A 25,668-nucleotide genomic window follows, 5' to 3' on the forward strand; every position below is an offset into this window, starting at 1 on the left:
ATAGAATAAAACTAAATATTAATCTGAAAAAAGAGTTTCGAAGTTTTATAAATTCTTATGTAGATAGTTTAGAATGGAAGATGGTATTAATTTTCAAATTGGATTCTTCGGAATTTTTCTTATTGTAATCAAGCTAAGATAAATTTGTATCTATAAAAACAAAAAACGCTATTCTTTTTGGAGAAATATACAGAAAGGATGGCGTTTATTATGTATGTTTTGATTCAATGCATTCTAGTACAAAGTTAGTTTAATAAAGTTACATGATGAAAAAACATCCATTTTTTCATCAAATGACAATAAAAAATGAATATCCGGTACTTATTTCTGTAAATAGATTTTATAAAAATTTAATAAAATCTTTTCTTTGTATTAAATATTTTGTTTTAAATTATTTATATAAGGAAATGGAGACCAGAAAACAGATGCATAGATTGACTTTGAACTGCTTATATCTGGGATCTAGATAGACATTATGTACAATTCTCCCACTACACTAGTATAGTGGCCTTTATGAACAGCAAAATCTACAATTTACAAGGAGAACATTTTATGAGTAAGAGAATAAAAGAATTAGATTCTATACGAGGGTTAGCGGCACTTACTGTGGTATTTGGACATTTTTGTTTAATGCTACCATCGTTGCCTAATTCTATTAAATTTTCCCCGCTTAGGTTTTTATGGGCGGGCGGGGAAGCTGTTATCGTTTTTTATGTACTAAGTGGTTTTGTGTTATCTGTGGCACTTTATCATTCAAAAACAAATTATTGGGGATATTTAATTAAGAGATTTGTAAGAATCTATATTCCTTATTATTTTTGGATAATCGTTACCTTTGTTTTATTTATTTTATTTTCGTCGTATGAAGTGGTAGGACTACGGGATTGGTTCTATGATAGGTGGCAAGGGTCTATAACAAAATTAGATATTCTAAACCACTTTGTGCTTCTTAATAACTTTTTTACGGAAAATTATAATCCAGTTATTTGGTCATTGGCTCAAGAAATGCGTATATCTATTGTGTTTCCTTTTTTATTCCTTCTTTTTTATAAACTGAATTGGAAGAAAACGATACTATTTGCTTTGAGCTTTTCTTTCATTAGTGTTTTTCTTAATATGTTGCATATTGGGAAAGCTGAAGGATTTTATAATGGTTATGCTGATACACTGCATTTTACATCTATGTTTATGGTTGGAATGTTACTTTTTAAGTATCAGGAAAAACTTATTTACTCATATAGGAATATGAAAAAATTTAAAAAAGGATTTCTTATTGCATTAGGGATTATTTTATATTTATATTCCATTTTAATTTATGGTTTTTCCCGTAATGATACTACTTTCTTATTAAAAGATTGGGGTGTCGTAATGGGGGTTATTATATTTATTATAATGGTTATGAGTAATCTAAAAGTAAAAGCATTTTTAAATAAGAGTGTATTTGTATATTTAGGAGAAATTTCATACAGTATCTATTTGTGTCATTTTCCAATCATGATGGTACTATTTAAACTTTTGTATACAAAGATACCTATCTTTTTCCTTCTTACTTTGTGCATTGCAATGACACTACTTTTTTCTATAATTTCGTATCATTTAATCGAAAAGAAATGTATTAACTGGGCAAAACAAAGAACAACCAATTTTTTGAAAAAAGTATAATTCCTAGAGAGATTTTATTTCATTAGTAAATATACGAATATGACCGATTCCTAAGTATACTTAGGAATCGGTCAATTTTGGATTCTAAATGTAAATAAAATAAAGTGGAATATAATTGAAATCGAAAACTACTTAGAAATAACAATTACGGTGTGAGCTATTGTATAGTATAGATATGGTTAATAATAAAGGGGGACTACATATGTGGAAGCGATTTGTATCGATTGGTGATAGTTTTACAGAGGGCATAGGGGATGAAGTTGAGGGAATAGCATTAAAAAGCTGGGTAGATCATTTTGTTCAACTTTGTGTAAACGATATGGAATATGCTAATTTTGCAAAGCGTGGGTTAGTAACTAAAGAAATTCGCTCACAGCAATTGGAAAAGGCATTAACGTTTAATCCAGATTTAGTTAGTCTAATTGCAGGTGCAAACGATGTTTTAAAAGGACGTTGGAATCATCAAGAATATAAGAACGATATGGAATTTATGATAGATACATTAAGTAAAACAGATGCTGATATTATTATAGCAAACCTTCCAGATTTTACAGTTCGGCTTCCATTTTCTTCTGAAAAAAAACAAATGTTAAAAGAACAATTATTAGAGGTTAACGAAGTTATACTTTCACTGAGTAGAGAGTATAAGCTTCATCATGTTGACTGTTGGAATCATCCATTAGTTAATGATAATTCGCTTTGGTCTACGGATTTAATTCATCCAAACTCAAAAGGATATGTAAAAGTTGCTGAATTAATTCATAGTAGTTTACCTGTACATGACTCTTCTAAATAAGATTTAGAGTGAATGAATCCCCAGTCGCATACAGCACAGGGGTTTTGATCCGAAATAGAAGGATATACAGCGTCTATAAATTAAACTTTAATTAATTCTTTTATATTGTATATACTTTGTTATTTTTTGTTGAAGGACCCTTAGAATAAGGGTCCTTATTTGTATTAAATATCTACAAAAAGGATAAGAGCGGGGAACCTAAACAATAAGATATTTTAAATAATAGTGTTAAATAGATCCGCTACTTTTGTTTGTAAGAATCTTAAAATCTTCTCCTTCGAATGTAACTTGATCATAAATCAATTTTTTTTGTAAATGTGGAACAATTTCATTACTTACACTGTCTATTAAGCGTTACAACATTTTTTATTTAATAGATCAAGAAAGGAATAAACATTTTTAACTAAGGGAGAAGATTGAATTGAAAAAATTATGGATGCTGCTTTTCTTTTGTTTTGCAGTTATATTGGTAGGATGTAATAAAAACGAATCGCCAAAACAAGCATTTGAAGAATATGTAAATTTATGGAATGATAGAAAATTTGCAAATATGTATGATCATTTATCAGAACATGCCCAAAAAGCAATTTCTAAAAAGGAATTCACAGAGAAATATCAAAAAATTTATGAAGGTATTGGCGTTAAGAATTTAAAAGTTAATACGAAAGCAGAAAATGCTAAAGATAAAGAAGTTTTTCTTTTTGAAGTTAAGATGGATACGGATGGAGGAAAAGCTTCATTTATCCATGAAGCAAAACTTGTGAAAGAAAAAGAATCTTGGAAAATAGATTGGACACCAGACTTCATTTTTCCAGCTATGAAAAAAGATTACAAAGTACGTATGCAAATAGAACAAGGAAAACGTGGAGAAATATATGATCGAAATGGGAAAGCTCTTGCAACAAATGGTAAAGCGACTGAGGTTGGAATTATTCCAGAGAAACTAGGCGAAACGGCAGTGCAAACAAAAGAAATAGTAGCACAATTACTTGATATGTCTATAGAAGAGGTCGATCAGAAGCTTACAGCGAAATGGATAAAACCAGACTCCTTTGTACCAATTGGTATTTTAAAAGAAGGAACTAGACAGAATGATTATATTGAATTAGAAGGAGTATCATCTCGCCCAGTAAATATTCGGACGTATCCATTAGGAGAAGCGGCCGCACACTTAACTGGTTATATAGGAAAGGTGAATGCAGAGGAGTTAAAATCGCTTCAAAAAAAAGGGTATCAAGCAGATGATTTAGTAGGTAAGACAGGTTTAGAGAAAGTATTAGAGAATAAATTGCGTGGTGAAAAAGGTGGACGCGTATTTATAGAAGATGAGAATGGAAAAGAGATTAAAAATGTAGCGAAAAAAGAAGCAAAAGAAGGGGAAAACGTTACGTTAACAATTGATGCTGCAATTCAAGAAAAAATCTTTAATGAGATGAAAAATGAGGCAGGATCTAGTGCAGCGGTCAATCCTAAAACGGGTGAAACTATTGCACTTGTAAGTAGCCCTGCTTATAATCCAAATACATTAGTTAGAGGCGCGTCAAAAGCCCAACGAGAAGCATGGAATAACGACTCGAAACTACCAATGATGAATCGTTTCACACAAGCATTTGTACCAGGTTCCGTATTTAAAACGATTACTGGTGCAATTGGTTTGGAAACAAACACTATAAACCCTAAGGAAGAATTTAAAATTCAAGGATTAAAGTGGGCAAAAGATTCATCTTGGGGAAATTATTATATAACACGTGTGAAGGAAGCTAGTCCAATTGATTTTGATAAGGCAATGAAGTACTCTGATAATATTTATTTTGCTCAACAAGCTTTGAAAATGGGAAAAGATCAGTATGTAAATGAATTTAAGAAATACGGATTTCATGAAAAATTACCAATCGAATACGAATTTCCTATTTCAATCATTGCAAGAGATGGGATAAAAAATGATATTCAACTAGCAGACACGGGATATGGACAAGGACAAGTATTAATGACACCACTTCATTTAGCATTAACGTATGCACCGATTGTGAATGAAGGGAATATTCCGTCGCCTCATCTTTTAAAAGAAGCAAAAGTAGCGGGGAATTGGAAAGAAAATGTGGTTTCTAAAAAGAATCAAGAGATATTAAAGAGCGCATTAATAAAAGTCATTAATGACCCTGATGGCGCGGGGAGAATTGCTAAGGTTGATGGTATAACTCTTGCTGGTAAAACCGGTACAGCAGAACTGAAGGAGTCGAAAGAAGCAGACGGAAAAGAACTTGGATGGTTTGCAGCTTTTGATGCAAATGCGCCCGACATGATCGTTACCATGATGATCGAAGATGTAAAAGGAAGAGGGGGGAGTAACGTACCAGCTGAAAAAATAAAACATATTTTCCAAAAATAATAATCAATTATAAAGTAAAATCTTTTACTGTATTCATTGTTTGCCTAACACAAAGGTATAAATCATGCAAAACAAAGTATAAGTAAGCTTCGAAAAAGCATTCTTCTTAATCGAGAATGCTTTTTTGTTGTGGGTGTAGAAAGTTGATACCCCATTCCCATCTTTATTTTCATTTTTGAAAGGGTGAGATTGCTGACAGTAAATAGAAGAGGTGAACAAATTGAAATGGACAAGTTTTAAACTAAAAAACCAGTTATTTAGTAAAACATAAATAGAGCATACAAATAAGTATGCTCTAAAAAAATATAGTACAAGTAGAGTGTTGCGTGAAATTCAAAAATAATAATCAGATTTTTATGAGTGTATTTTTAACATTGTATGCTTTACTTGTTGTTAGGAGCCTGTCATGTAAAAGAATATATAGATGATTATTTTATGAAAGTAATTGCACACCTTTACATTTTTAGGAGGATTTTTTTATCAAAAAAAGATGAAGAACGGAACAAATGAAACTTGTATCTTGTCTATATATTGAAACCATAATAAAAGTGAGGGCAGTTTTATCTTTATTCAAATAAGTTCGAGGTGTGGAAATGGAACAGAAGTTTATTGAAAAATGTAATCATGATGAGCTTGACTATGTTATAAACGATTATTGGCAAGATGTATGGAATTATTCATTTATTATTACGAAAGATCCACACTTATCAGATGATATCACGCAAGATGTATTTATAAAGGTATTTAAAAACTGGAATTCATTTCGAAAGGAGTCATCTATTAAAACGTGGATATTAAAAATTACAAGAAATACGGCAATAAACTATTTGAAATCTTCTTATTTTAAAAGGATATCTTTAATAGGATTTTTTAGTGACGATAAGCAATCTCCATCGGCAGAACGTGAATTTTTTAAGCAAGAGGAAATGAATGAAGTGTGGGAGGTTGTATTAAAACTACCTAAAAAACACCGTGAAATAATAATTTTAGACGCAAAATATGAATTATCTTATGAAGAAATGGCTGAAACACTAGGAGTATCCATTGGAACTGTAAAATCTAGATTAAGCCGAGCAAGAAGTAAGGTTTCAAAATTAATAGGGGAGGGTAGTAGTGATGAACAATAAACAAAATCCTGACTGGTATAAACAATTAAAAAAAGGCCCAATGGAGAATCGTAACGATGAAGAAGAGTTTATTTTTAAAATAAAGCAGTCTATATATGAAAATAATGAAGCGGATCTTGTAAAACATAAAAGACCGTTTCGTAAAAAAGCTCTGCCTATTATAGTTGTTTTTGTTTGTACAATGTTATTTGTTATCGTTCAACAACCATGGCTTGATGATAATAAATCACCGGTCCAAAGTAGTACACAAATTAAGCCTAAAACTAAAGATGAATCTGCTCAAGATCCAACATTAAAACAATTTATGAATGAATTATATCAAAGTACAAATTCAAAAAATGAAAATGACTTGTATAGAGCGTTAAATGATGAAGTCCTATTTAAAGGGAAGAGTTATAAGAAGGATGAATTGAAATTTGATGAAGATATTTTTCATGAGTTGCAAGTTGCTCTTACAATGGGGGGAGAATTTACAAATGACACAAAGCAAGCATACAAAGTACCAAGTGGATTGACAGAAAGTAACGAACCAAAGCAAGCGCATTATATATATGCAACTGTTACTGGAAATAAAACGAAAATTTTAGCTGAACCAAAGCGAGAATCACAAGTTTTATATGAAGTATCTAATGAAATGGTAAAAGCTTGGATTCCAGAAAAAGTGCAGAATAATGGATATATAAAAGTATCGACAATTAGCGGTAATACTGGATATGTACAAAAAGAGTATGTTTTAACTGATATTAAATATTCTTTCATGTTCGAAAAGGATCATGAAGGTAAATGGAAAATAACGAATATAGATTCTATATGGTAAAGAGGAAGGTTCACTTTAATGAACCTTCCTCTTTGTTTTTATTTTCTTATTGAAGAGTATTCCAGTACTCTAAAATTTCTGAGGTAACGAGAGCAGCAATGTTTTTTTCTGAATTACTACCAGGAATAACGACAGAAACGGCAATTTGTGGATCTTCGGTAGGAGCATATGCAATGAAAAGAGAATGGTTTATCATTCTTTCTTGCTCATTCGGAGCACCTGTTATGCCTGTTTTACCTGCGACATGGAAGGGTAAGCTTTTAATTTCCTCTATATTTTGACTCATTCCACCTTGCACGACATTCCAAAAGTTCATTGGATACTGATTTGAACTTTCTAGAATTGGTTTGAATTTCTTTGTATCCTTACCATTTTGATCAATAATAGCACTTACGATTTGAGGTTTATATTTATCACCTTTACTGGCTAAAGTTGCTGCATATTGAGCAAGTTGAAGAGGAGTGTGTACTTCATTTCCTCCCCAAGAGGCATTTAATAAGGCGGAGATACCATTTTCAAACTTGTTTGTTGGATGAAATTCATATTGTCCGTCTTCTTCAAAAGGTAAATCAACCCCGGTTTTAGAACGAAGGCCGAATTGTTTTAAATACTCTGTCCATATATGTGCAACTTTTTCTATATTCCCATTATTTTGGTTGAATAAGGGTAGAGCTACTTTTGCTGTCATAAATGTGTTAGATGAATTAATGATAGCCTGCCTCGGTGTAATCTCACCTGTTGGCGTTCCAGGTGCATTCGTAATGTTATTTTGATTATCATATTGAAAAGTACCTTTATCTAAATAAGTATCTTCAGGTTGAAAAAGCTTTTCGTTTAATCCAATTAAAATAGTAAGTGGCTTTATAGTTGAGGCCATATTTACATAAGATTCACCATACTTTAATTTTTGAATTGCTTTATTTTGCGAAAGTGATTTGATATTTTCTTTTTTAGATGATACTTGTTCATATAATGTATTTGGATCAAACACTGCTGAGTTGGCCATAGTTAAAATTGCGCCAGTTTTCACATCGGTTACCACAACATAACCAGCATTAACATCAGTTATTTTCTTGATTTGAGATCTTAATGCTTCCTCTGTTTTTTGCTGCAACTTAGAGTCTAAAGCTAGCCGGATATCTTTTCCTTTTTGTACTTTTTGAATGTTCCATAAGAACTTTTTATTATTCATTTTAAAAATAAGAGTTTTTCCGGGTTTTCCTTTTAAATCATTTTCATATTGCAGCTCAATCCCGCTTTTTCCAACGGGTACATTAAGGGCATTTTCTGCATATCCAATTACCTGTGAACCAATTTCATGTTTAGGATAATATCGAATCACTTCATCTTTGATTATTACATTATTGGGTTTGTTTTTGTTTATGAATGTAAGTTCATTCTCAGTTATGTCAGAGTATAACGGTATATCATTCATAGTCTGCTTTTTACAAGATTGTTGTAATTGAGATTTTATGTCTTCTGTAGAAATGTCATGTTGAAACTCGCTTGAAAATTGATTGAAAAAAGCCAATGTTCTTGATGTATCTTGATTCGATAGCTTTTCATCATTATAAGTGCAATATAAAGACTTAACTTTCTTATTTGTAGCTAGTATTACACCATTTTGATCAAGAATTTTTCCTCTTTCAGCTGAAGACGTCTCGGTAGTAATTGAAATGAAATTACTTTTTAATAAAATTATTAAAATTAAACCTACAATAGAAAGAATCGCTATAAATCTCCATCTTTTTATTTTTGTATGTAACATAAAACCCTCCCTTTTTAGCTTACTTCATCTTATAGTTAATTATTTTTTTTGTAAATGTGGAACAACTTTATTATTTAGGTTGTCTATTAAGTATTACAGCATGAAGAAAGGAATAATCAGTATGAAAAGTTTTTAGCAAATCTATGTGTAAGTTTTATATGGGCCAGTATATAGTTTAGCATTTCTAATGCTAGCGACAAAAAATAGAGAGAAAATAGGAAAGGAGAGTTATGAATTACGTAGCTAAACGAAAAGGTATGAATGCTAACAAGGATTTAGCAAAAAAGTCGAAACGATATTTATAATCGGTCATCGGTATGTAACATATAAGGAATTAAATGGAGGATTTATGGAAAAACAAAAAGGAAAGAGCAAGACGTATATATCTATACGATTAAATATAATGTTCCTTTGCATATTTTTACTATTCTCAGCTATTATTGTTCAGCTAGGAAAGGTGCAAATCGTAGAGGGAGAGGCTTATAAGAATCAAGTAGAAAGCAGTCAAAACGCAACAACTAGCATTCCAGTTCCACGTGGACAAATACTAGATCGAGAAGGGAAAACAGTTGTTAATAATAAATCTCTTCGTACGATTACGTATACAAGGGTAAAGGGAATTACTAGCGAAGATATTTTAAAAACAGCAACAGACTTAGCGAAAGTGCTTGAAATGTCTGAACAAGATATAAATAAATTAACAGACATCGATAAAAAAGATTTTTGGATGCAGTTGAATAAGCAACGTGCGGAGACTATGATTACTAAAAAAGATATAGAAAAGTTAAAAGATAAGGGAATAGAAGGAAAAGAGTTAGATAAAAAAATAGAAGACTTAAGACGAAGTCGTGTTACAGAATTAGAACTGGCAGAATTAACAGCACAAGATTTAAAGGTGTTAGCTATTAAAAGTAAAATGAGTTCAGGTTATCAACTAACACCACAAATTATAAAAAAAGATGTAACAGATCAAGAGTATGCGCGAATAAGTGAAAACCTTGCTGAGTTTCCAGGAGTAGATGCAACAGTTGATTGGGAACGTAATTATGTAAATGGTAATTTATTTCGTTCTGTGTTAGGTAATATTACGAGTAGTGAAGAAGGGCTACCGAAAGAAAACTTAGATTCTTATTTAGTACGTGGATATAACCGTAATGATCGTGTAGGAAAAAGTTATATTGAACAACGATATGAAGATGTGTTACACGGTACAAAAGAAGAAATGAAAAACATTACTGATAAATCAGGAAACATTATAAACACAGAGATAATCTCTAAAGGAAAAAGCGGTAATAGTTTAACATTAACGATTGATATGGAATTACAAAAGAAAGTGGAAGAAAGTTTAGAGAAAAATTTGAGAGCTTTTAAGAGTTCAGAGCCACTATTGGACCGAGCTTTTGTTGTTATGACGAATCCGAATAACGGACAAATTTTATCTATGGCAGGCAAAAGGATAGTAGAAAAAGAAGGGAAAATGGAAATCGAGGATTTGGCATTAGGTAATATGACGACGTCGTATGAACTAGGGTCAGCTGTAAAAGGTGCAACTTTATTAACTGGATATGAGACTGGGGCAATACAACCAGGAGATCAATTTTATGATGCACCGATGAAATTTAAAGGCACACAAGCTAAGAAATCGTGGAATGTATCCGGATTTGGTAATATTAATGATTTACGAGCGCTACAAGTATCTTCGAATGTATACATGTTCCAGACAGCTTTAAAAATTGCGGGCGTTAATTACGTACCAAATGGTTCTTTGGATATAAAACAAGAAGCATTTGATACGATGCGCTATTATTTTAAACAATTTGGATTAGGCGTGCCAACAGGAATTGATTTACCGAATGAAATAATTGGCCAAACTAGAAAAGTAGATAGTCAGCCTGGGTTTTTACTAGATTTTTCTATCGGTCAGTATGATACGTATACGCCGTTGCAATTAGCACAATATATTTCAACGATTGCTAATGGAGGTTATAGAATGCAACCTCAAATTGTACAAGAAATACGAGAGCAATCAATAAAAGAAGAGGTTGGCAAAGTTATTCGTTCTATAGAGCCTGTCGTATTAAATCGAATTGATATGAAGACAGAACATATTAATCGAATAAAAGAAGGCTTTAGGTGGGTATTCCAAGAAGGTGATGGAACTGGTGTGAAGTATTTCAAAAATGCTCCATACAAGCCAGCAGGGAAGACAGGGACAGCTCAAACTGTATATGGTGGAGATGATCCAATTGGTAGAAATGCGAAAGGAGAACGTATGGAATGTTACAACTTAACGTTAGTTGGATATGCTCCATATGATAATCCAGAAGTAGCCTTTTCTGTAGTAGTTCCGTGGCTTCATAACGATAAAAGTGGAATTAATTCTATAATTGGAAAAGAAGTTTTAGATGTATATTTTGATTTAAAAAAGCAACGTATAAATGGTGAAGCTACTAATACAGGTGTTCCGAATCAAAATTAGTAAAATGTGTACATTTTTCTTACGGAAAGAGATTTTATTTATATAAAGTTTTTAAAAGTATAAAAATGAGAATTGGAATAAGAGATAGCGGTGATCATAGTTGCTATCTCTTATTTTATAAATAAATCTGATACTAGTTATAAAGTTTTTTATGTGTATGGAACAAACTTGTTTCTGTGATTGTCTATTATGTGTATGTAAAAAAGGGTTAAGAACTTGAAAGGAATGATGATTTTGAAAAACAAGAGGATGCTAAAGATAGGAATATGCGTTGGTATATTAGGTTTAAGTATTTCAAGTCTACAAGCTTTTACAGGAGGGGCATCACAAGTTGAAGCGAAAGAAAAGACAGAACCAGTTAAACATAATAATCATGCGACGTATAAAGACTTTTCTCAACTTGAGAAAAAATTCGATGCTCGATTAGGTGTGTATGCAATAGATACTGGTACAAATCAAACAATCTCTTATCGATCTAACGAAAGGTTTGCTTTTGCATCAACCTACAAGGCGTTAGCAGCAGGGGTATTACTACAGAAAAACTCTACTGAAAAATTAAATGAAGTTGTTACTTATACGAAAGAAGACTTAGTGGATTATTCACCTGTTACTGAGAAACATGTAGATACTGGAATGAAACTAGGAGAAATTGCTGAGGCTGCTGTTCGTTACAGTGATAATACTGCAGGGAACATTTTATTTCATAAAATAGGCGGACCGAAAGGATATGAAAAAGCGCTTAGACAGATTGGGGATCGGGTTACTATGTCTGATCGCCTTGAAACAGAATTAAACGAGGCTATTCCAGGAGACAATCGTGACACTAGTACGGCGAAAGCAATTGCTACGAACCTTAAGGATTTTACAGTCGGAAATGCGCTTCCAGATAAAAAGCGTAACATTCTGACAGATTGGATGAGAGGAAATGCTACAGGAGATAAACTTATTCGTGCGGGAGTACCAAAGGACTGGATAGTTGGAGATAAATCAGGAGCTGGAAGTTATGGGACACGAAATGATATCGCTATCGTTTGGCCGCCGAATAGAGCACCAATTATTATCGCAATTTTATCCAGTAAAGATGAGAAAGAGGCTACCTATGATAATCAACTTATTGCAGAGGCAACTGAAGTTATAGTTAATGCTATTAGGTAATAGCATCTCAATCCTTTATGTAATGTAATTGAAAATAAGAAATTGGAAAGCGATTCTTTTTAATGTGAAAGAGTCGCTTTTTGTATTTTTAAATAGTACATATATAAGTGGAAAATTATTATTTCATGGACTATTTATTGCGATATAGTAAATGAGGGGGAGTATTGAAGCGAAATACTTCTATATAGATATGTAATTTAAAATAGTTTTCACATGATGAAAACCTTTGGGAATAGGCTATATATAACTTACTTATTTTCACAAAAAACTTAAATAATCGTACATTATGATTATGAATTACATAGAAAGAAATAATATTAACGAATGGAATATTTTCTTAGTTTTAGGTATATTATAATTGACCGAATGAGTATATCGGTCAATTAGTGCTATTTTTAAAATTGTAAATCTATACTCATCACGTTAATGGAATTGATTCCATTAACTATGGGTTTGAAAGGAATTGACTACTAATAATGACTTGGATCCTATAAACAGTTCGAGGTGAAATATCTATTAGTTTCTGTGTGCAGTCTATTAACAATAATTTCAAAGTGTTTAAATGGTAAAGAGGATAACGGATTAGGAGGAAATATTTTCGTAGTAGATTTTGAAATTTAATGGTTACGTGTTAGGGGGATCGATTGAAAATTGATATTTCGATAAATATCTTTACATTAGCAGTAGATTTAAAAAGAAGTGTAAATCTTTATACTGGGTGGCAGAAAATATGAGTTTAACCAATTATTTTTATAGTATTTGTTATGTTTGTGGTTTGTAAAGAAGAAATTAATAGGATAACTCATGATTAGATTTTAGTTATAACAATCTATACACATACCGTTTAGCGTATTCGTACACTTTAATTAAGTATAGGAAGTTATAGCATGAGAGAAATTACATAGTAGGTGCGACACTAAGTATAAAGAAGCTGATGTAATAATGAAATGACGAGAAAAATGTGTGAAGTGAGGAATTGAGATGGAAAGTACAAAAAAGAAAAACGTTAATACATTTAAAAAAATTTCGCAAGCGATTTTGATTATTATTGGAGCATTAATAACGGCGTATGGATTAGAGGCTGTACTAATTCCTAATAATGTCTCAGATGGTGGTGTAACAGGTATTAGTATTGTTAGCTCTCAGCTATTTGGGTTACCATTAGGTATATTAATTGGATTAATTAATATACCATTTGTTTGGTTAGGTTATAAACAAATTGGTAGAGGATTTGCAATGTATTCAGTTATTGGTATTGTATCACTTGCAATAGGTACTGTGGTCATGCATAATGTGCCTACAATTATTGAAGGAGATACATTGTTAGTTACTGTTGTTGGTGGTGTTATTATTGGATTTGGTATGGGATTGGCTCTTCGTAATGGCGGAGCATTAGATGGAATTGATATGCTAGCGGTATTATTGTCTAGAAGATTACCGTTTGGAACAAGTGATCTGATCTTGTTTTTAAATATGTTCGTATTTATTTTTGTGTCAACAGTATTTGGTCTTCAAGGTGGAATTTTATCTGCGATAGCTTACTTTATTGCTTCTAAAGTCATTCATATCATTGAAGTGGGATTAAGTGGATCTAAAACGTTTAAAATTGTTACAAAAGAACCTAAATTAATGATAGACGCAATATGGGAACGTCTCGGAAGAAGTGCAATCTATAGTGAAATTTATGGAGGTTCTTCGAAAGATGCTTATAAGGAAGTTAGCTGTGTTATCAGTCGTTTAGAAGAAAATAAAATGAAGGAACTTATTCAAGAAATTGATGAAAATGCCTTTGTTACTGTATATGATGTTGCGGAAGTAAAAGGCGGAAACTTTAAAAAGCAAGATATTCATTAGGAGTAATCACCGAGATAAATATTTTATACAAAGTTGATTATGGAAAGAAATTTGGTATGTATTAAGTGGTACAACTGCAAGATATAAATGTAGTTTTTTGATTGCTTAATACTTGAGTATTATTATGGGATTTTAATGAATATCATGTGATATTTGATCATTAAACGATAAATTTATGAACAAATATGTTAATGTGTTTCGAATTAATCAAGGTAAGTAGTACTAAAACTTATATATTTGTTTGAACTCAAAAAGCCGAAATTCCTTTACATAGGAATTTCGGCTTTGATGTTATATCATAAAGTTACGATTAGAATGGAGCCTGGCATGTATACTTCATCAGAATTATATAAGTTCTTCAGTTCCTTAATTAGAAACTTGTCCGTAACTACCAAAACTAAATTGTTACCCCTTTTAAAAAAAATCTAGTGGATTGTTTAGTGAGAATTGTAGTACTAATTAAGATTTTAGGAGGAAATATGAACAAAAAGATTAAAAGAATCATATTATTTATTGTTACTTTAATTGGTATGAGTATTTTTTTATATGCACAGAACAATGTAATAAGTATAACTAAAATTAATATAAAATCTACTAAAATTCCTTCTATCTTTAAGGGGTTTAAAATTCTACAAATTTCAGATTTACATAATAAAAAATTTGGCGACAATCAAGAAACTTTAATTCAAAAGGTAAAAGGTGAAAATCCGGATATTATTGTTATTACAGGTGATCTAATTGACAGTAAATCATATGATGCAGAAGTAAGTATGGGATTAATACGAGAACTTGTAAAGGAGTATCCAATATATTTTGTGACAGGAAACCATGAAAAATGGTCAGGGAAATATAATGATTTGGAGAAAGAGTTGAAGAAACACCATGTTACTGTTTTAAGAAATGAACATATAACCATTCAAATAGAGGAACAAAAAATAAATTTACTTGGTATTGATGATCCGGAATTTGTAACTGGAAACCGTGATGAAGGAAATGTTGTCAAAGATGAAATTTCAAAAGCAAAATTTGAAATGAAGCCGGATACATATAATGTATTACTATCCCATAGGCCTGAATTTTTGACAGAGTATGCTGATGAACAAATAGATTTAGTGTTATCGGGGCATGCTCATGGAGGACAAGTTAGATTGCCATTTATCGGAGGATTAGTTGCTCCGAATCAAGGTATATTCCCTACATATACAGCAGGTTTATATGAAAAACAAAATACATCTATGGTAGTGAGTAGAGGCTTAGGCAATAGTGTCATTCCGCAAAGAATTTTCAATAGGCCAGAACTTGTAGTCGTACAGTTAAATTGAACTGTACGATTTTTTTGCGCAGTAAAAAAAGAGGTCATATGCATTTTATCCAAGTTAACATTACAATTTTGTTAAAAATTTTCTACGTTACATAAAGTAACAAAATTTGACCCGAAGAGTTTGTTATAGTGTAAATAATCAAAAAACTTAAAATTTGTCGAGTGAAAATTGTGATAAGTAATTCACGTAAAAAACTTAAAGGGGTGTACACATGCATAAAGAATATGAGATTGAAGAATATACGGCGATTGAGGAACAAATACATTATTATTGTAAATGTTTATTAGTTAGTCATCCTGATCAAATTATAAAGTATTTAGAAAAAAGGTTAGAAAAATATGCAGAAACATTACAATATGCACATTTATATCCTGACACAGTTATTTTACCGTTACAGCAGTTAGTTATCGAATATTCTTTAGATGTTGCTAGAATTAGAAAGTATATGAATTTAAAAACGTAAAGTAAAATATATAATGTAAATGAAACAGAGTCGACTTTAAGAAATGATATTCTAATGTCGACTCTGTTTCATTGTTTAAGATTGAAAATACATACTAATCAATGAAGTTTGACATATAATTACGCAAGAGTAAAATAAAAGTGAGTACTCACTCATTTTTAGAAAAGGGGGAATAAAACGTGCAGCAACCTTCCATTATTTTGCGAACTGTGTCAAAAAGTTTTGGGAAAAAAGAAGTGTTACACAATCTTTCGTTGCAAGTTGAAAGAGCAGAGATATTTGGTTTAGTGGGGCCTTCAGGTTCAGGGAAAACGACTCTTATTAAATTGATTGCAGGTATTAATGAGGCAACAGAAGGTGAAGTGTTTGTTTACAACACGAACATGCCTAATTTAAATGAAATGAAAAAAATTGGTTATATGGCTCAGGCTGATGCGTTATACGAAGAACTATCAGCATATGAAAATGCAGATTTTATTGCAACAATGTATGGATTAAAGGGAAAGCATAAAAAAGAAAGAATTGAAGAGGTTTTTGACCTTGTTCAATTATCACAACAAATGAAAAAGCAAGTTCAGCATTTTTCAGGTGGGATGAAGAAGCGTTTATCATTAGCGATAGCACTCCTTCATGAACCTGAAATATTAATTTTAGATGAGCCAACAGTGGGGATAGATCCACTTCTTAGAAAAACGATCTGGGAAAAATTTTATGATTTGAAAAAGAAAGGCACTACCATTATTGTAACAACGCACATTATGGATGAAGCTGAGTTTTGTGAGCGTCTAGGGTTGATTAGAGAAGGAAAGCTAGTTGCGACTGGAACGCCTGAAGAATTGAAAAAGCGGGTATCATCAGGGCGGATTGAAGATGTCTTTTTGCTGGAAGAGGTGGCCCTATCATGAGAGTTACTGGTGTAATCATTCGTATTATTCGCCAATTTTTTCGAGATAAGCGTTCGTTAGCGATGATGTTTGGAGCACCTATGTTATTACTTTGGTTATTGTCGCTAGTGTTTACACAAAAAGACTATGTTCCGCATATTGCAGTTGTTGATATGCCAGCTCAGGTAGTAAAAGTGATGGAAAATCAGGAAGCGACAATTTATGAATATAGTAAAGAAAAGGCATTGTCTGAGTTGGAAAAACAAAAGATAGATGCAGTCATTCATTTAGAAAGTGGAAAAATGCATGTTGTATTAGAAGGTAGTGATTCATCAAAAAATCGTGCTGTACTTCAAGTATTACAAAAGAGTACAGAGAAGAACGATGTATCGATTATGAAACCTGAAGTGAATTATTTACATGGTTCTAAAGATTTTACAATGTTTGATGGGTTAGGACCCGTGTTGATTGGTTTTTTTACATTTTTCTTTGTGTTTATATTATCTGGAGTTTCTTTTGTAAGAGAACGTTTAAGTGGTACATTAGAGAGGTTATTGTCCACTCCAGTGAGAAGATGGGAAATAGTTGTAGGATATATTATCGGTTTTGGAATCTTTGCATTTATACAATCCTTTATAATCGTAAGTTTTTCAGTTTATATTTTAGACTTATATGTAGCTGGCTCTATATGGCTAACGCTACTTATTACATTTATGCTTTCTTTAACTGCATTAACTTTAGGGACGTTTTTATCGGCATACGCAAATAATGAATTTCAAATGATCCAGTTTATACCACTTGTTATTGTGCCACAAATTTTCTTTTCTGGTTTGTTTCCAATTGAATCTATGAATAAGTGGCTCCAAATGTTGGGGAAATTATTTCCGCTCACATATGGCGCTGACGCGATGAGACAAGTGATGATTCGAAATCAAGGGTTTACAGAAATTGCATTAGATCTTACTGTATTACTACTTTTTTCTTTGTTATTTGCAATAGGAAATGTATTTGCATTAAAGAAACATCGAAAAATATAATGATGATACAAAGGAGCATAATAAATGAAGAAGGATTGGCTAGAAGAATTAATAGCCGCAACAAATACGGATAAACGAAATGAACGTCAAATGCGTATATTAGAGGCGGCTGTTGATATGTTTGGTGAAAAAGGATATGCTGCAACTTCAACAAGTGAAATTGCAAAGCGTGCTGGTGTAGCGGAAGGAACAATCTTCCGCTACTATAAAACGAAAAAGGATTTATTGTTAGCGGTCGTCATGCCGACATTAACAAAGTTTGCTGCACCATTTTTCGTACAAGCCTTCGCAAAGGAAATATTTAAATCGGAATATGAATCGTATGAAGGGCTACTAAGAGTTGTTATTCATAATCGTTTTGAATTTGCAAAAAAGCACTTTCCAATGATAAAAATATTAATTCAAGAAGTGCCATTTCAACCGGAACTGAAAAATGAAATACAACATTTAGTAGAAACAGAGTTACTTTCACATTTTAAAAAGTTGATTGTAAAGTTTCAAGAAGAAGGGGAAATTATTGAAATGCCTCCATCTTCTATATTACGTCTTACTTTATCAGCTGTATTAGGATTACTATTAACACGTTTTTTATTATTGCCTGAAGAAAAATGGGATGATGAATTGGAAATTGAAAATACGATTCAATTTATATTGTACGGATTAACGCCACGGAGGTAATGTGATGCGCCAATTTATAAAACCGAAAATTGTTGTAAGTAAATGTTTAGAATTTGATGCATGTCGTTATAATGGCGAGATGATTCCAGATGTAACAATACGAAATTTGCAGCCATTTGTTACATTTATACCTGTTTGTCCAGAAGTCGAGATCGGATTGGGCACTCCTCGTGAAACGATACGAATTGTAGAAGAAAATGGTGTGAATAAGCTTGTGCAGCCGTCGACGCGGGCAGATGTAACTGGAAAAATGGAGCAATTTTCAAAAGACTTTTTACAAACGATACCTGATGTAGATGGCTTTATATTAAAGAATCGTTCGCCAAGTTGTGGTACGCGTGATGTGAAAATTTATTCTGGTTTTGAAAAAGCGCCAGCAAAAGGAAAAGGATCTGGCTTATTTGGCGGAGCAGTAATAAAAAAATTTCCACATCTTCCAATTGAAGAAGAAGGTAGATTGTCGAATTTTATTATTAGAGAACATTTCTTTACAAGGTTATTTACAATCGCATATTACAAAATGATTAAATATAATAAAAATATGAAAGACCTTGTATCGTTTCAGTCAGACAATAAATATTTATTTATGGCATACAATCAGGTAAAACAAAAGGAATTAGGGCGTATTATTGCAAATCAAAAAAATGAAAAGATTGAAATTGTATTTGAAAACTATGAGAAGACTCTATATGAATTATTTATGCGAACACCCCGCTATACATCGAATGTAAATGTATGTGAGCATATTTTCGGATATTTTAAAACAAAGCTGAAAAAACAAGAAAAAGATCATTTTTTAGATTTGATACAAAAATATAAAGAAAAGAAAATCCCGCTTAGTAGTCTAATGGCAATTTTAAAATCATGGGCCCTTCGATTTGATGAAAAGTATTTATTAAGACAAACATATTTCGAACCATACCCTGAAGCTTTAGTAGAGATTTCAGATTCGGGTAAAGGTAGAGATTATTAAACATTAAATTACATATTTCGACAAGAAAACTCCTATGTTGTTGTAGAACAATGTAGGAATTTTTTTGTGCATTAGTACAGAATCTGTTTTAAAATTAAGTTATGACAGAATTATAACAATTATCTAACTAATATTCTTGTCTTTAAGTAGTAACGATTGTAGTAGAAACTCGCACGCTGTCGAAACTCAATATTCGATAAGGGGTGTGTAGCGGAATGGAATTTACTCTAACTCGCGAAAAACAAATGATTAAAGAAATGGTACGTGACTTTGCTGAAAAGGAAATCGCACCGAAAGCTGTGTATTATGACAAAACTGCGGAATTTCCATATGAAACATTTCAAAAAATGGGCGAACTAGGATTATTAGGCATCCCATTCCCTGAAGAGTATGGAGGTTCAGGTGGCGATACTGTATCGTACGCGTTAGCAGTTGAAGAAATTGGTCGTGCTTGTGGTGGCACAGGATTAAGTTACGCTGCAACAATTTCATTAGGTGCTTCACCAATTTATTATTTCGGTACAGAAGAACAAAAACAGAAATATTTAATTCCAATGGCATCAGGTAAAACGTTAGGTGCTTTCGGATTAACTGAGCCGAACGCTGGATCTGATGCAGGTGGTACACAAACGAAAGCTGTATTAGATGGTGATGAATATGTAATTAGTGGTGAAAAGTGTTGGATTACAAATGCAGAGTATGCAAATACAATTATTGTAACCGCTGTCAACGGCGTTGAAGACAATGGTAGAAAACGCATTTCGGCATTTATTGTACCGACTACAAGTGAAGGATTAACGATCACAAGTCCTTACGATAAAATGGGTGTTCGTGCTTCTAATACATGTGAAATCGTACTTGATGGTGTACGTGTACCGAAAGAAAATATTCTTGGTGATGTAAATAAAGGATTTAAACAATTCTTATATACACTTGATGGAGGACGTATTTCAATCGCAGCATTAGCAGTAGGTATTGCACAATCTGCATTTGAACGTGCACTGCAATATGCGAAAGAACGTCAACAATTCGGAAAATCAATCTCTAATTTCCAAGCGATTCAATTTAAATTAGCTGATATGGCGACTGAAGTAGAGCTAGCGCGTAATTTAGTACATAAAGCAGCTTGGTTAAAAGATAACGATAAACCTTTCGGTAAAGAAGCGGCTATGGCAAAACTTTTCGCATCTGAAGCAGCAAGCCGTATTGCAAATCATGCAGTACAAATTCATGGTGGATATGGCTATATGCGTGAATATGAAGTGGAACGACATATTCGTGATGCGAAACTATTAGAAATTGGTGAAGGAACTTCTGAAATTCAACGTCTCGTAATTGCTAGACATTTAGGATGTAGATAAAAGGGAGGAATCACTATGTTTCAAAAAATATTAATTGCTAATCGCGGGGAAATCGCAGTTCGTATTATGAAAACTTGTCAAAAACTTGGCATTCGCACTGTTGCTATTTATTCTGAGGCAGATGAAAATGCCCTTCATGTAAAAATGGCAAATGAAGCTTACTTAGTAGGTGGACCGCGTGTCCAAGAAAGCTATTTAAACCTTGAAAAAATTATTGAAATAGCTAAGAAGACAAATGCTGAAGCAATCCATCCGGGATATGGATTATTATCAGAGAATCCGTCTTTTCCGGTTCGCTGTAGAGAAGAAGGGATTGTATTTATCGGTCCATCAGAAGAAATCATTACGAAGATGGGAAGTAAAATCGAATCTCGTATTGCAATGCAAGCTGCAGATGTCCCAGTAGTTCCAGGTATTACTACAAATATTGAAACTGCTGAAGAAGCAATTGAAATTGCTAAACAGATTGGTTATCCATTAATGCTGAAGGCATCCGCAGGCGGCGGAGGCATTGGAATGCAGTTGATGGAAACTGAGCAAACGCTCACCAAAGCATTTGAAAGTAACAAAACAAGAGCACAAAACTTCTTCGGTAATGGAGAAATGTATTTAGAGCGCTATATTGCAGATGCACACCATATTGAAATTCAGCTTTTAGCAGATACACATGGTAACACAGTGTATTTATGGGAGCGTGAATGTTCAGTACAACGCCGAAATCAGAAAGTGATTGAAGAAGCACCTTCACCATTTTTAGATGAAGGTACACGAAAAGCGATGGGTGAAGTCGCTGTACAAGCTGCCAAAGCTCTTGGATATACAAATGCTGGTACAGTTGAGTTTCTAGTTGATGATCAGAAAAATTTCTATTTCTTAGAGATGAATACGAGATTACAAGTAGAGCATCCAGTTACAGAAGAAATTACTGGTTTAGATCTTGTAGAACAACAACTTCTAATTGCATGTGGTGAGAAATTATCGTTTACACAAGATGATGTAAAACGTAGTGGTCATGCCATCGAGGCACGTATTTATGCAGAAGATCCGAAAACATTCTTCCCATCACCTGGGAAAATTACAAATTTAACGCTGCCAACAAACGTTCGTATTGATCACTTTTTAGAGAATCAAGTAACGATTACACCTTTCTATGATCCAATGATTGCGAAAGTCATTGCTCATGGTGAAACTCGTGAAGAAGCAATTTCAAAATTACATGATGCTTTAGAAGAATTAAAAGTAGAAGGTATTAAAACGAACACACCAATGCTAATTCAAGTATTGGAAGATGATGTGTTCAAAAGTGGTATTTATACTACGGGTTTTGTAACGAAACAACTTGTTAAAAAATAAGGTTTAACAATATTAAGGGGGAAAAAATGATGACGAAAGTATATGCATCGATGGCAGGAAATGTATGGAAGATTGTTGTAGGAGTAGGAGATACAGTAGAGGAAGAGCAGGATGTCGTCATTTTGGAATCTATGAAAATGGAAATTCCAATCATTTCAGAAGAAGCTGGCACAGTTATGAAAATTAATGTGCAAGAAGGCGACTTTGTAAATGAAGGAGATGTATTACTAGAAATTGAATAGGGAGATATAGGGGGAAGTGAATTGAAACTACCTAATTTTGCTGTCATTAAAGAAGTCGGGCCACGTGATGGCTTACAAAATGAAAAAAAGATTGTTGGCACAAAAGATAAAGTAAAATGGATTCAACTACTTACAGAGGCGGGATTATCGTACGTTGAAGTTTCCTCATTCGTTCACCCTAAATGGGTTCCTGCATTAGCAGATGCAAATGATGTGTTTTCTGAGCTGAAAAGGGATCCAAATGTTACATATGCAGCGCTTGTTCCAAATCAAAATGGTTTGGAACGAGCTTTTTTGCAAAATGTAGATGAGGTGAATGTTTTTTTATCAGCAAGTGAATCTCATAATAAAAGTAATATTAATAAATCAATTAAAGAAGCATTAGTTGTCATTGAAGATATAACAAAGCAGGCAACGTTCGAAGGAAAAAAGGTAAGAGGCTATGTTTCTACTGTATTTGGTTGTCCTTATGAAGGGGACATAAGTGTCGAAGCAGTTGACGAATTATGTAATCAACTATTCTCATATGGCATTTATGAAGTCTCTCTTGGTGACACGATTGGTGTAGCGAATCCGTTACAAGTAGAGCGCGTATTAGAACATTTATTAAAGAAATATGATGCTTCTCAGTTTGCAATGCACTTCCATAATACGTATGGAATGGCCCTGGCAAATGTAGTTAAGTCATTAGAATATGGTATTACAACATTTGATAGTTCTTGTGGTGGTCTTGGGGGATGTCCATATGCACCAGGAGCATCAGGCAATGTTGCAACCGATGACTTAGTACATATGCTCCATAAGTTAGGTGTCCAAACGAATATTGATGAAGAGAAGTTATTGAGAGCAAGTCAATTTATTCAAAGTAAATTAAATATCCAATTACCGAGTCATGTGTATAGAGCGCTTCAACATAAAACGATAAGTAGGTGAGAAGATGCTACAATTACAAAACATTTCAGTTGATTATGTAACACCACACGTTGTAAAGATTTCATTATATCGTGAAAGACAAGCAAACTCATTATCTTTAGCGTTATTAGAAGAGTTACAAAACATATTAACTCAAATAAATGAAGAGTCAAATACTCGTGTAGTTATTCTAACAGGTGCTGGTGAAAAAGCATTTTGTGCTGGAGCTGATTTAAAAGAACGTGCCGGCATGAATGAAGAACAAGTTCGTCATGCTGTTAGTATGATTCGTTCTACTATGGAAATGGTTGAACAATTACCACAGCCAGTTATTGCTGCTATAAATGGAATCGCACTTGGTGGTGGTACAGAATTAAGTTTAGCTTGTGATTTTAGAATTGCTTCTGACACTGCAAGTCTTGGTCTTACTGAAACTACACTTGCAATTATACCAGGAGCAGGTGGTACGCAGCGTTTGCCAAGATTAATTGGTGTTGGTAGAGCGAAAGAATTAATTTATACAGGCAGACGCATTTCGGCGCAAGAAGCGGAAGAATATGGTCTAGTAGAATTCGTTGTACCAGCTCATTTACTTGAAGAGAAAGCGATTGAAATGGCAGAAAGAATTGCTAGTAATGGTCCAATTGCTGTTCGATTAGCAAAAGAAGCAATTTCAAACGGTATTCAAGTTGATTTACATACCGGATTACAAATGGAAAAACAAGCGTATGAGGGTGTAATCCATACGAAAGATAGAATAGAAGGATTACAGGCATTCAAGGAAAAACGCACACCAATGTATAAGGGGGAGTAAATATGTTAGATCAAAAACAAGAATCGAATACATTTGAAGGACGAGTTGAAACGATTAAACAAGGCGGCGCACCAAAATATCATGAACAAAATAAAGAAAAAGGAAAACTATTTGTTCGAGATCGTTTAGCTCTTTTATTTGATAATGGTGAATATGTAGAAGATGCATTATTTGCAAATTGTGAGCAAACGGGATTACCTGCTGATGGTGTTATTACGGCAACAGGTAAAATACATGGTCGTACTGCATGCGTAATGGCAAATGATTCAACAGTAAAGGCCGGATCATGGGGCGCACGTACAGTTGAAAAGATTTTACGTATTCAAGAAACGGCAGAAAAATTACGTGTTCCGTTATTTTATTTAGTTGACTCTGCTGGAGCGCGTATCACTGATCAAGTAGAAATGTTCCCAGGGCGCCGTGGTGCAGGAAGAATCTTCTACAATCAAGTGAAATTATCAGGTAAAGTTCCGCAAGTATGCTTATTATTTGGACCTTCTGCAGCTGGTGGTGCATATATTCCAGCCTTTTGTGATGTTGTTATGATGGTGGAAGGAAATGCATCTATGTATTTAGGATCTCCTCGTATGGCTGAGATGGTTATCGGTGAGAAAGTAACTTTAGAAGAGATGGGCGGAGCTCGTATGCATTGCTCAGTATCAGGATGCGGAGATGTTTTATGTAAGACCGAAGAAGATGCGATTACACAAGCAAGACAATACATTTCATATTTTCCAAACAACTACTTAGAGAAGACTCCATTGGTTACACCTCAAGAACCGAAACAATTCGAAAAAACATTAGAACAAATCATTCCAGAAAATCAAAATGCTCCTTTCAATATGAAAGATCTCATTAACAGAATTATTGATGAAGGTTCTTTCTATGAAGTAAAAAAATTATTTGCTCAGGAACTAATTACAGGCTTAGCACGTATTGATGGTAAGCCAGTTGGTATTATTGCAAATCAACCGCGTATGAAAGGCGGCGTATTATTCCACGATTCAGCTGATAAAGCAGCGAAGTTTATTAATTTATGCGATGCATATCATATTCCATTATTATTCCTTGCAGATGTACCTGGATTTATGATTGGTACAAAAGTAGAGCGTGCTGGTATTATTCGCCACGGTGCAAAAATGATTTCTGCAATGAGTGAAGCAACTGTACCGAAAATTTCTATCGTTGTTCGTAAAGCATATGGTGCTGGTTTGTATGCAATGGCAGGTCCAGCCTTCGAACCAGATTGCTGCCTTGCTTTACCGACAGCTTCTATTGCGGTAATGGGCCCAGAAGCTGCGGTCAATGCTGTATATGCAAATAAGATTGCAGCTTTACCAGAAGAAGAGCGTGATAGCTTCATTGCTGAAAAACGCGAAGAGTATAAGAAAGATATTGATATTTACCATTTGGCATCAGAGATGGTCATTGATGGTATTGTTCATCCAAACAATTTAAGAGAAGAGTTAAAAGGACGATTCGAAATGTATATGAGTAAATATCAAGTATTTACGGATCGTAAACATCCTGTTTATCCAGTTTAAAAGCCCTATTTAGGGCTTTCTTGCTCAAAAAGTCAAGG

21 protein-coding genes are annotated in these 25,668 nt (G+C 33.2%); 20 read left to right on the plus strand and 1 reads right to left on the minus strand.

The features are described 5' to 3' along the window. Positions 1 to 513 precede the first annotated feature (513 nt). From MHB74_RS12120 to MHB74_RS12140, 5 genes are all read left to right on the plus strand, one after another. Positions 514 to 1,662: an acyltransferase family protein gene (locus MHB74_RS12120; RefSeq protein WP_061680424.1), complete on the plus strand. Its 1,149-nt coding sequence runs from the start codon at positions 514 to 516 to the stop codon at positions 1,660 to 1,662. A 175-nt stretch (positions 1,663 to 1,837) separates the two neighbouring features. Beyond that, positions 1,838 to 2,458 (plus strand): SGNH/GDSL hydrolase family protein, encoded by a 621-nt coding sequence (locus MHB74_RS12125; RefSeq protein ID WP_081110445.1) that lies wholly within the window; start codon positions 1,838 to 1,840, stop codon positions 2,456 to 2,458. Positions 2,459 to 2,879: 421 nt separating this feature from the next. Then, on the plus strand, positions 2,880 to 4,847 hold the full coding sequence (locus MHB74_RS12130) for a penicillin-binding transpeptidase domain-containing protein (RefSeq protein WP_061680422.1): 1,968 nt from the start codon (positions 2,880 to 2,882) through the stop codon (positions 4,845 to 4,847). A 593-nt stretch (positions 4,848 to 5,440) separates the two neighbouring features. Continuing rightward, entirely contained in the window at positions 5,441 to 5,974 is a 534-nt protein-coding gene (locus MHB74_RS12135; RefSeq protein WP_061680421.1) for an RNA polymerase sigma factor, read from the plus strand. Further along, positions 5,964 to 6,791 (plus strand): hypothetical protein, encoded by an 828-nt coding sequence (locus tag MHB74_RS12140; protein ID WP_061680420.1) that lies wholly within the window; start codon positions 5,964 to 5,966, stop codon positions 6,789 to 6,791. The genes MHB74_RS12135 and MHB74_RS12140 overlap by 11 nt, the downstream gene beginning before the upstream one ends. Positions 6,792 to 6,837: 46 nt before the next feature. Here MHB74_RS12140 and MHB74_RS12145 read toward each other — a convergent pair whose 3' ends face one another. Next, complete coding sequence (locus MHB74_RS12145; RefSeq protein WP_061680419.1) at positions 6,838 to 8,559, minus strand: peptidoglycan D,D-transpeptidase FtsI family protein; 1,722 nt, start codon at positions 8,557 to 8,559, stop codon at positions 6,838 to 6,840. Between the two features lie 349 nt (positions 8,560 to 8,908). On the opposite strand from MHB74_RS12145, the gene MHB74_RS12150 reads away from it, so the two are divergent. The 15 genes from MHB74_RS12150 (at position 8,909) to MHB74_RS12220 (ending at position 25,630) form a co-directional block, all read left to right on the plus strand. Further along, entirely contained in the window at positions 8,909 to 11,038 is a 2,130-nt protein-coding gene (locus tag MHB74_RS12150) for a peptidoglycan D,D-transpeptidase FtsI family protein (RefSeq protein WP_061680418.1), read from the plus strand. Positions 11,039 to 11,266: 228 nt separating this feature from the next. Next, on the plus strand, positions 11,267 to 12,193 hold the full coding sequence (gene bla / locus MHB74_RS12155) for a class A beta-lactamase Bla1 (protein ID WP_061680431.1): 927 nt from the start codon (positions 11,267 to 11,269) through the stop codon (positions 12,191 to 12,193). A 981-nt stretch (positions 12,194 to 13,174) separates the two neighbouring features. Further along, positions 13,175 to 14,047 (plus strand): YitT family protein, encoded by an 873-nt coding sequence (locus tag MHB74_RS12160; RefSeq protein ID WP_061680416.1) that lies wholly within the window; start codon positions 13,175 to 13,177, stop codon positions 14,045 to 14,047. A gap of 479 nt (positions 14,048 to 14,526) precedes the next feature. Further along, positions 14,527 to 15,369, plus strand: coding sequence for a metallophosphoesterase (locus MHB74_RS12165; protein WP_061680415.1), 843 nt, complete (start codon positions 14,527 to 14,529; stop codon positions 15,367 to 15,369). 211 nt (positions 15,370 to 15,580) lie between these two features. Then, positions 15,581 to 15,832, plus strand: a complete 252-nt coding sequence (locus MHB74_RS12170) for a hypothetical protein (RefSeq protein WP_000548621.1) — start codon at positions 15,581 to 15,583, stop codon at positions 15,830 to 15,832. A 179-nt stretch (positions 15,833 to 16,011) separates the two neighbouring features. Beyond that, positions 16,012 to 16,737, plus strand: coding sequence for an ABC transporter ATP-binding protein (locus MHB74_RS12175; protein ID WP_061680414.1), 726 nt, complete (start codon positions 16,012 to 16,014; stop codon positions 16,735 to 16,737). After that, positions 16,734 to 17,753, plus strand: coding sequence for an ABC transporter permease (locus MHB74_RS12180; protein ID WP_061680413.1), 1,020 nt, complete (start codon positions 16,734 to 16,736; stop codon positions 17,751 to 17,753). The genes MHB74_RS12175 and MHB74_RS12180 overlap by 4 nt, the downstream gene beginning before the upstream one ends. Positions 17,754 to 17,777: 24 nt before the next feature. Next, positions 17,778 to 18,431 carry a TetR/AcrR family transcriptional regulator gene (locus MHB74_RS12185; protein ID WP_061680412.1) on the plus strand — a complete coding sequence of 218 codons (654 nt, stop codon included), beginning with the start codon at positions 17,778 to 17,780 and terminating at the stop codon, positions 18,429 to 18,431. 4 nt (positions 18,432 to 18,435) lie between these two features. Then, a complete protein-coding gene (locus MHB74_RS12190; RefSeq protein WP_061680411.1) occupies positions 18,436 to 19,404 on the plus strand; it encodes a YbgA family protein in 969 nt (322 codons plus the stop codon). Positions 19,405 to 19,619: 215 nt separating this feature from the next. Further along, on the plus strand, positions 19,620 to 20,765 hold the full coding sequence (locus MHB74_RS12195; protein WP_061680410.1) for an acyl-CoA dehydrogenase: 1,146 nt from the start codon (positions 19,620 to 19,622) through the stop codon (positions 20,763 to 20,765). A gap of 15 nt (positions 20,766 to 20,780) precedes the next feature. Continuing rightward, positions 20,781 to 22,118: an acetyl-CoA carboxylase biotin carboxylase subunit gene (locus MHB74_RS12200; protein ID WP_061680409.1), complete on the plus strand. Its 1,338-nt coding sequence runs from the start codon at positions 20,781 to 20,783 to the stop codon at positions 22,116 to 22,118. 26 nt (positions 22,119 to 22,144) lie between these two features. After that, positions 22,145 to 22,360: an acetyl-CoA carboxylase biotin carboxyl carrier protein subunit gene (locus MHB74_RS12205; protein ID WP_001987345.1), complete on the plus strand. Its 216-nt coding sequence runs from the start codon at positions 22,145 to 22,147 to the stop codon at positions 22,358 to 22,360. 21 nt (positions 22,361 to 22,381) lie between these two features. Next, positions 22,382 to 23,293, plus strand: coding sequence for a hydroxymethylglutaryl-CoA lyase (gene mvaB, locus MHB74_RS12210; protein ID WP_061680408.1), 912 nt, complete (start codon positions 22,382 to 22,384; stop codon positions 23,291 to 23,293). Positions 23,294 to 23,297: 4 nt separating this feature from the next. Beyond that, the gene (locus MHB74_RS12215) at positions 23,298 to 24,086 is read left to right on the plus strand and encodes an enoyl-CoA hydratase (protein WP_061680407.1); all 789 of its coding nucleotides are present in this window, start codon (positions 23,298 to 23,300) and stop codon (positions 24,084 to 24,086) included. Between the two features lie 2 nt (positions 24,087 to 24,088). Then, a complete protein-coding gene (locus tag MHB74_RS12220) occupies positions 24,089 to 25,630 on the plus strand; it encodes an acyl-CoA carboxylase subunit beta (protein WP_061680406.1) in 1,542 nt (513 codons plus the stop codon). The last annotated feature ends 38 nt before the right edge of the window (positions 25,631 to 25,668 follow it).

The organism is Bacillus sp. FSL K6-0069 (assembly GCF_038007785.1).
Classification (GTDB): Bacteria; Bacillota; Bacilli; order Bacillales; family Bacillaceae_G; genus Bacillus_A; species Bacillus_A mobilis.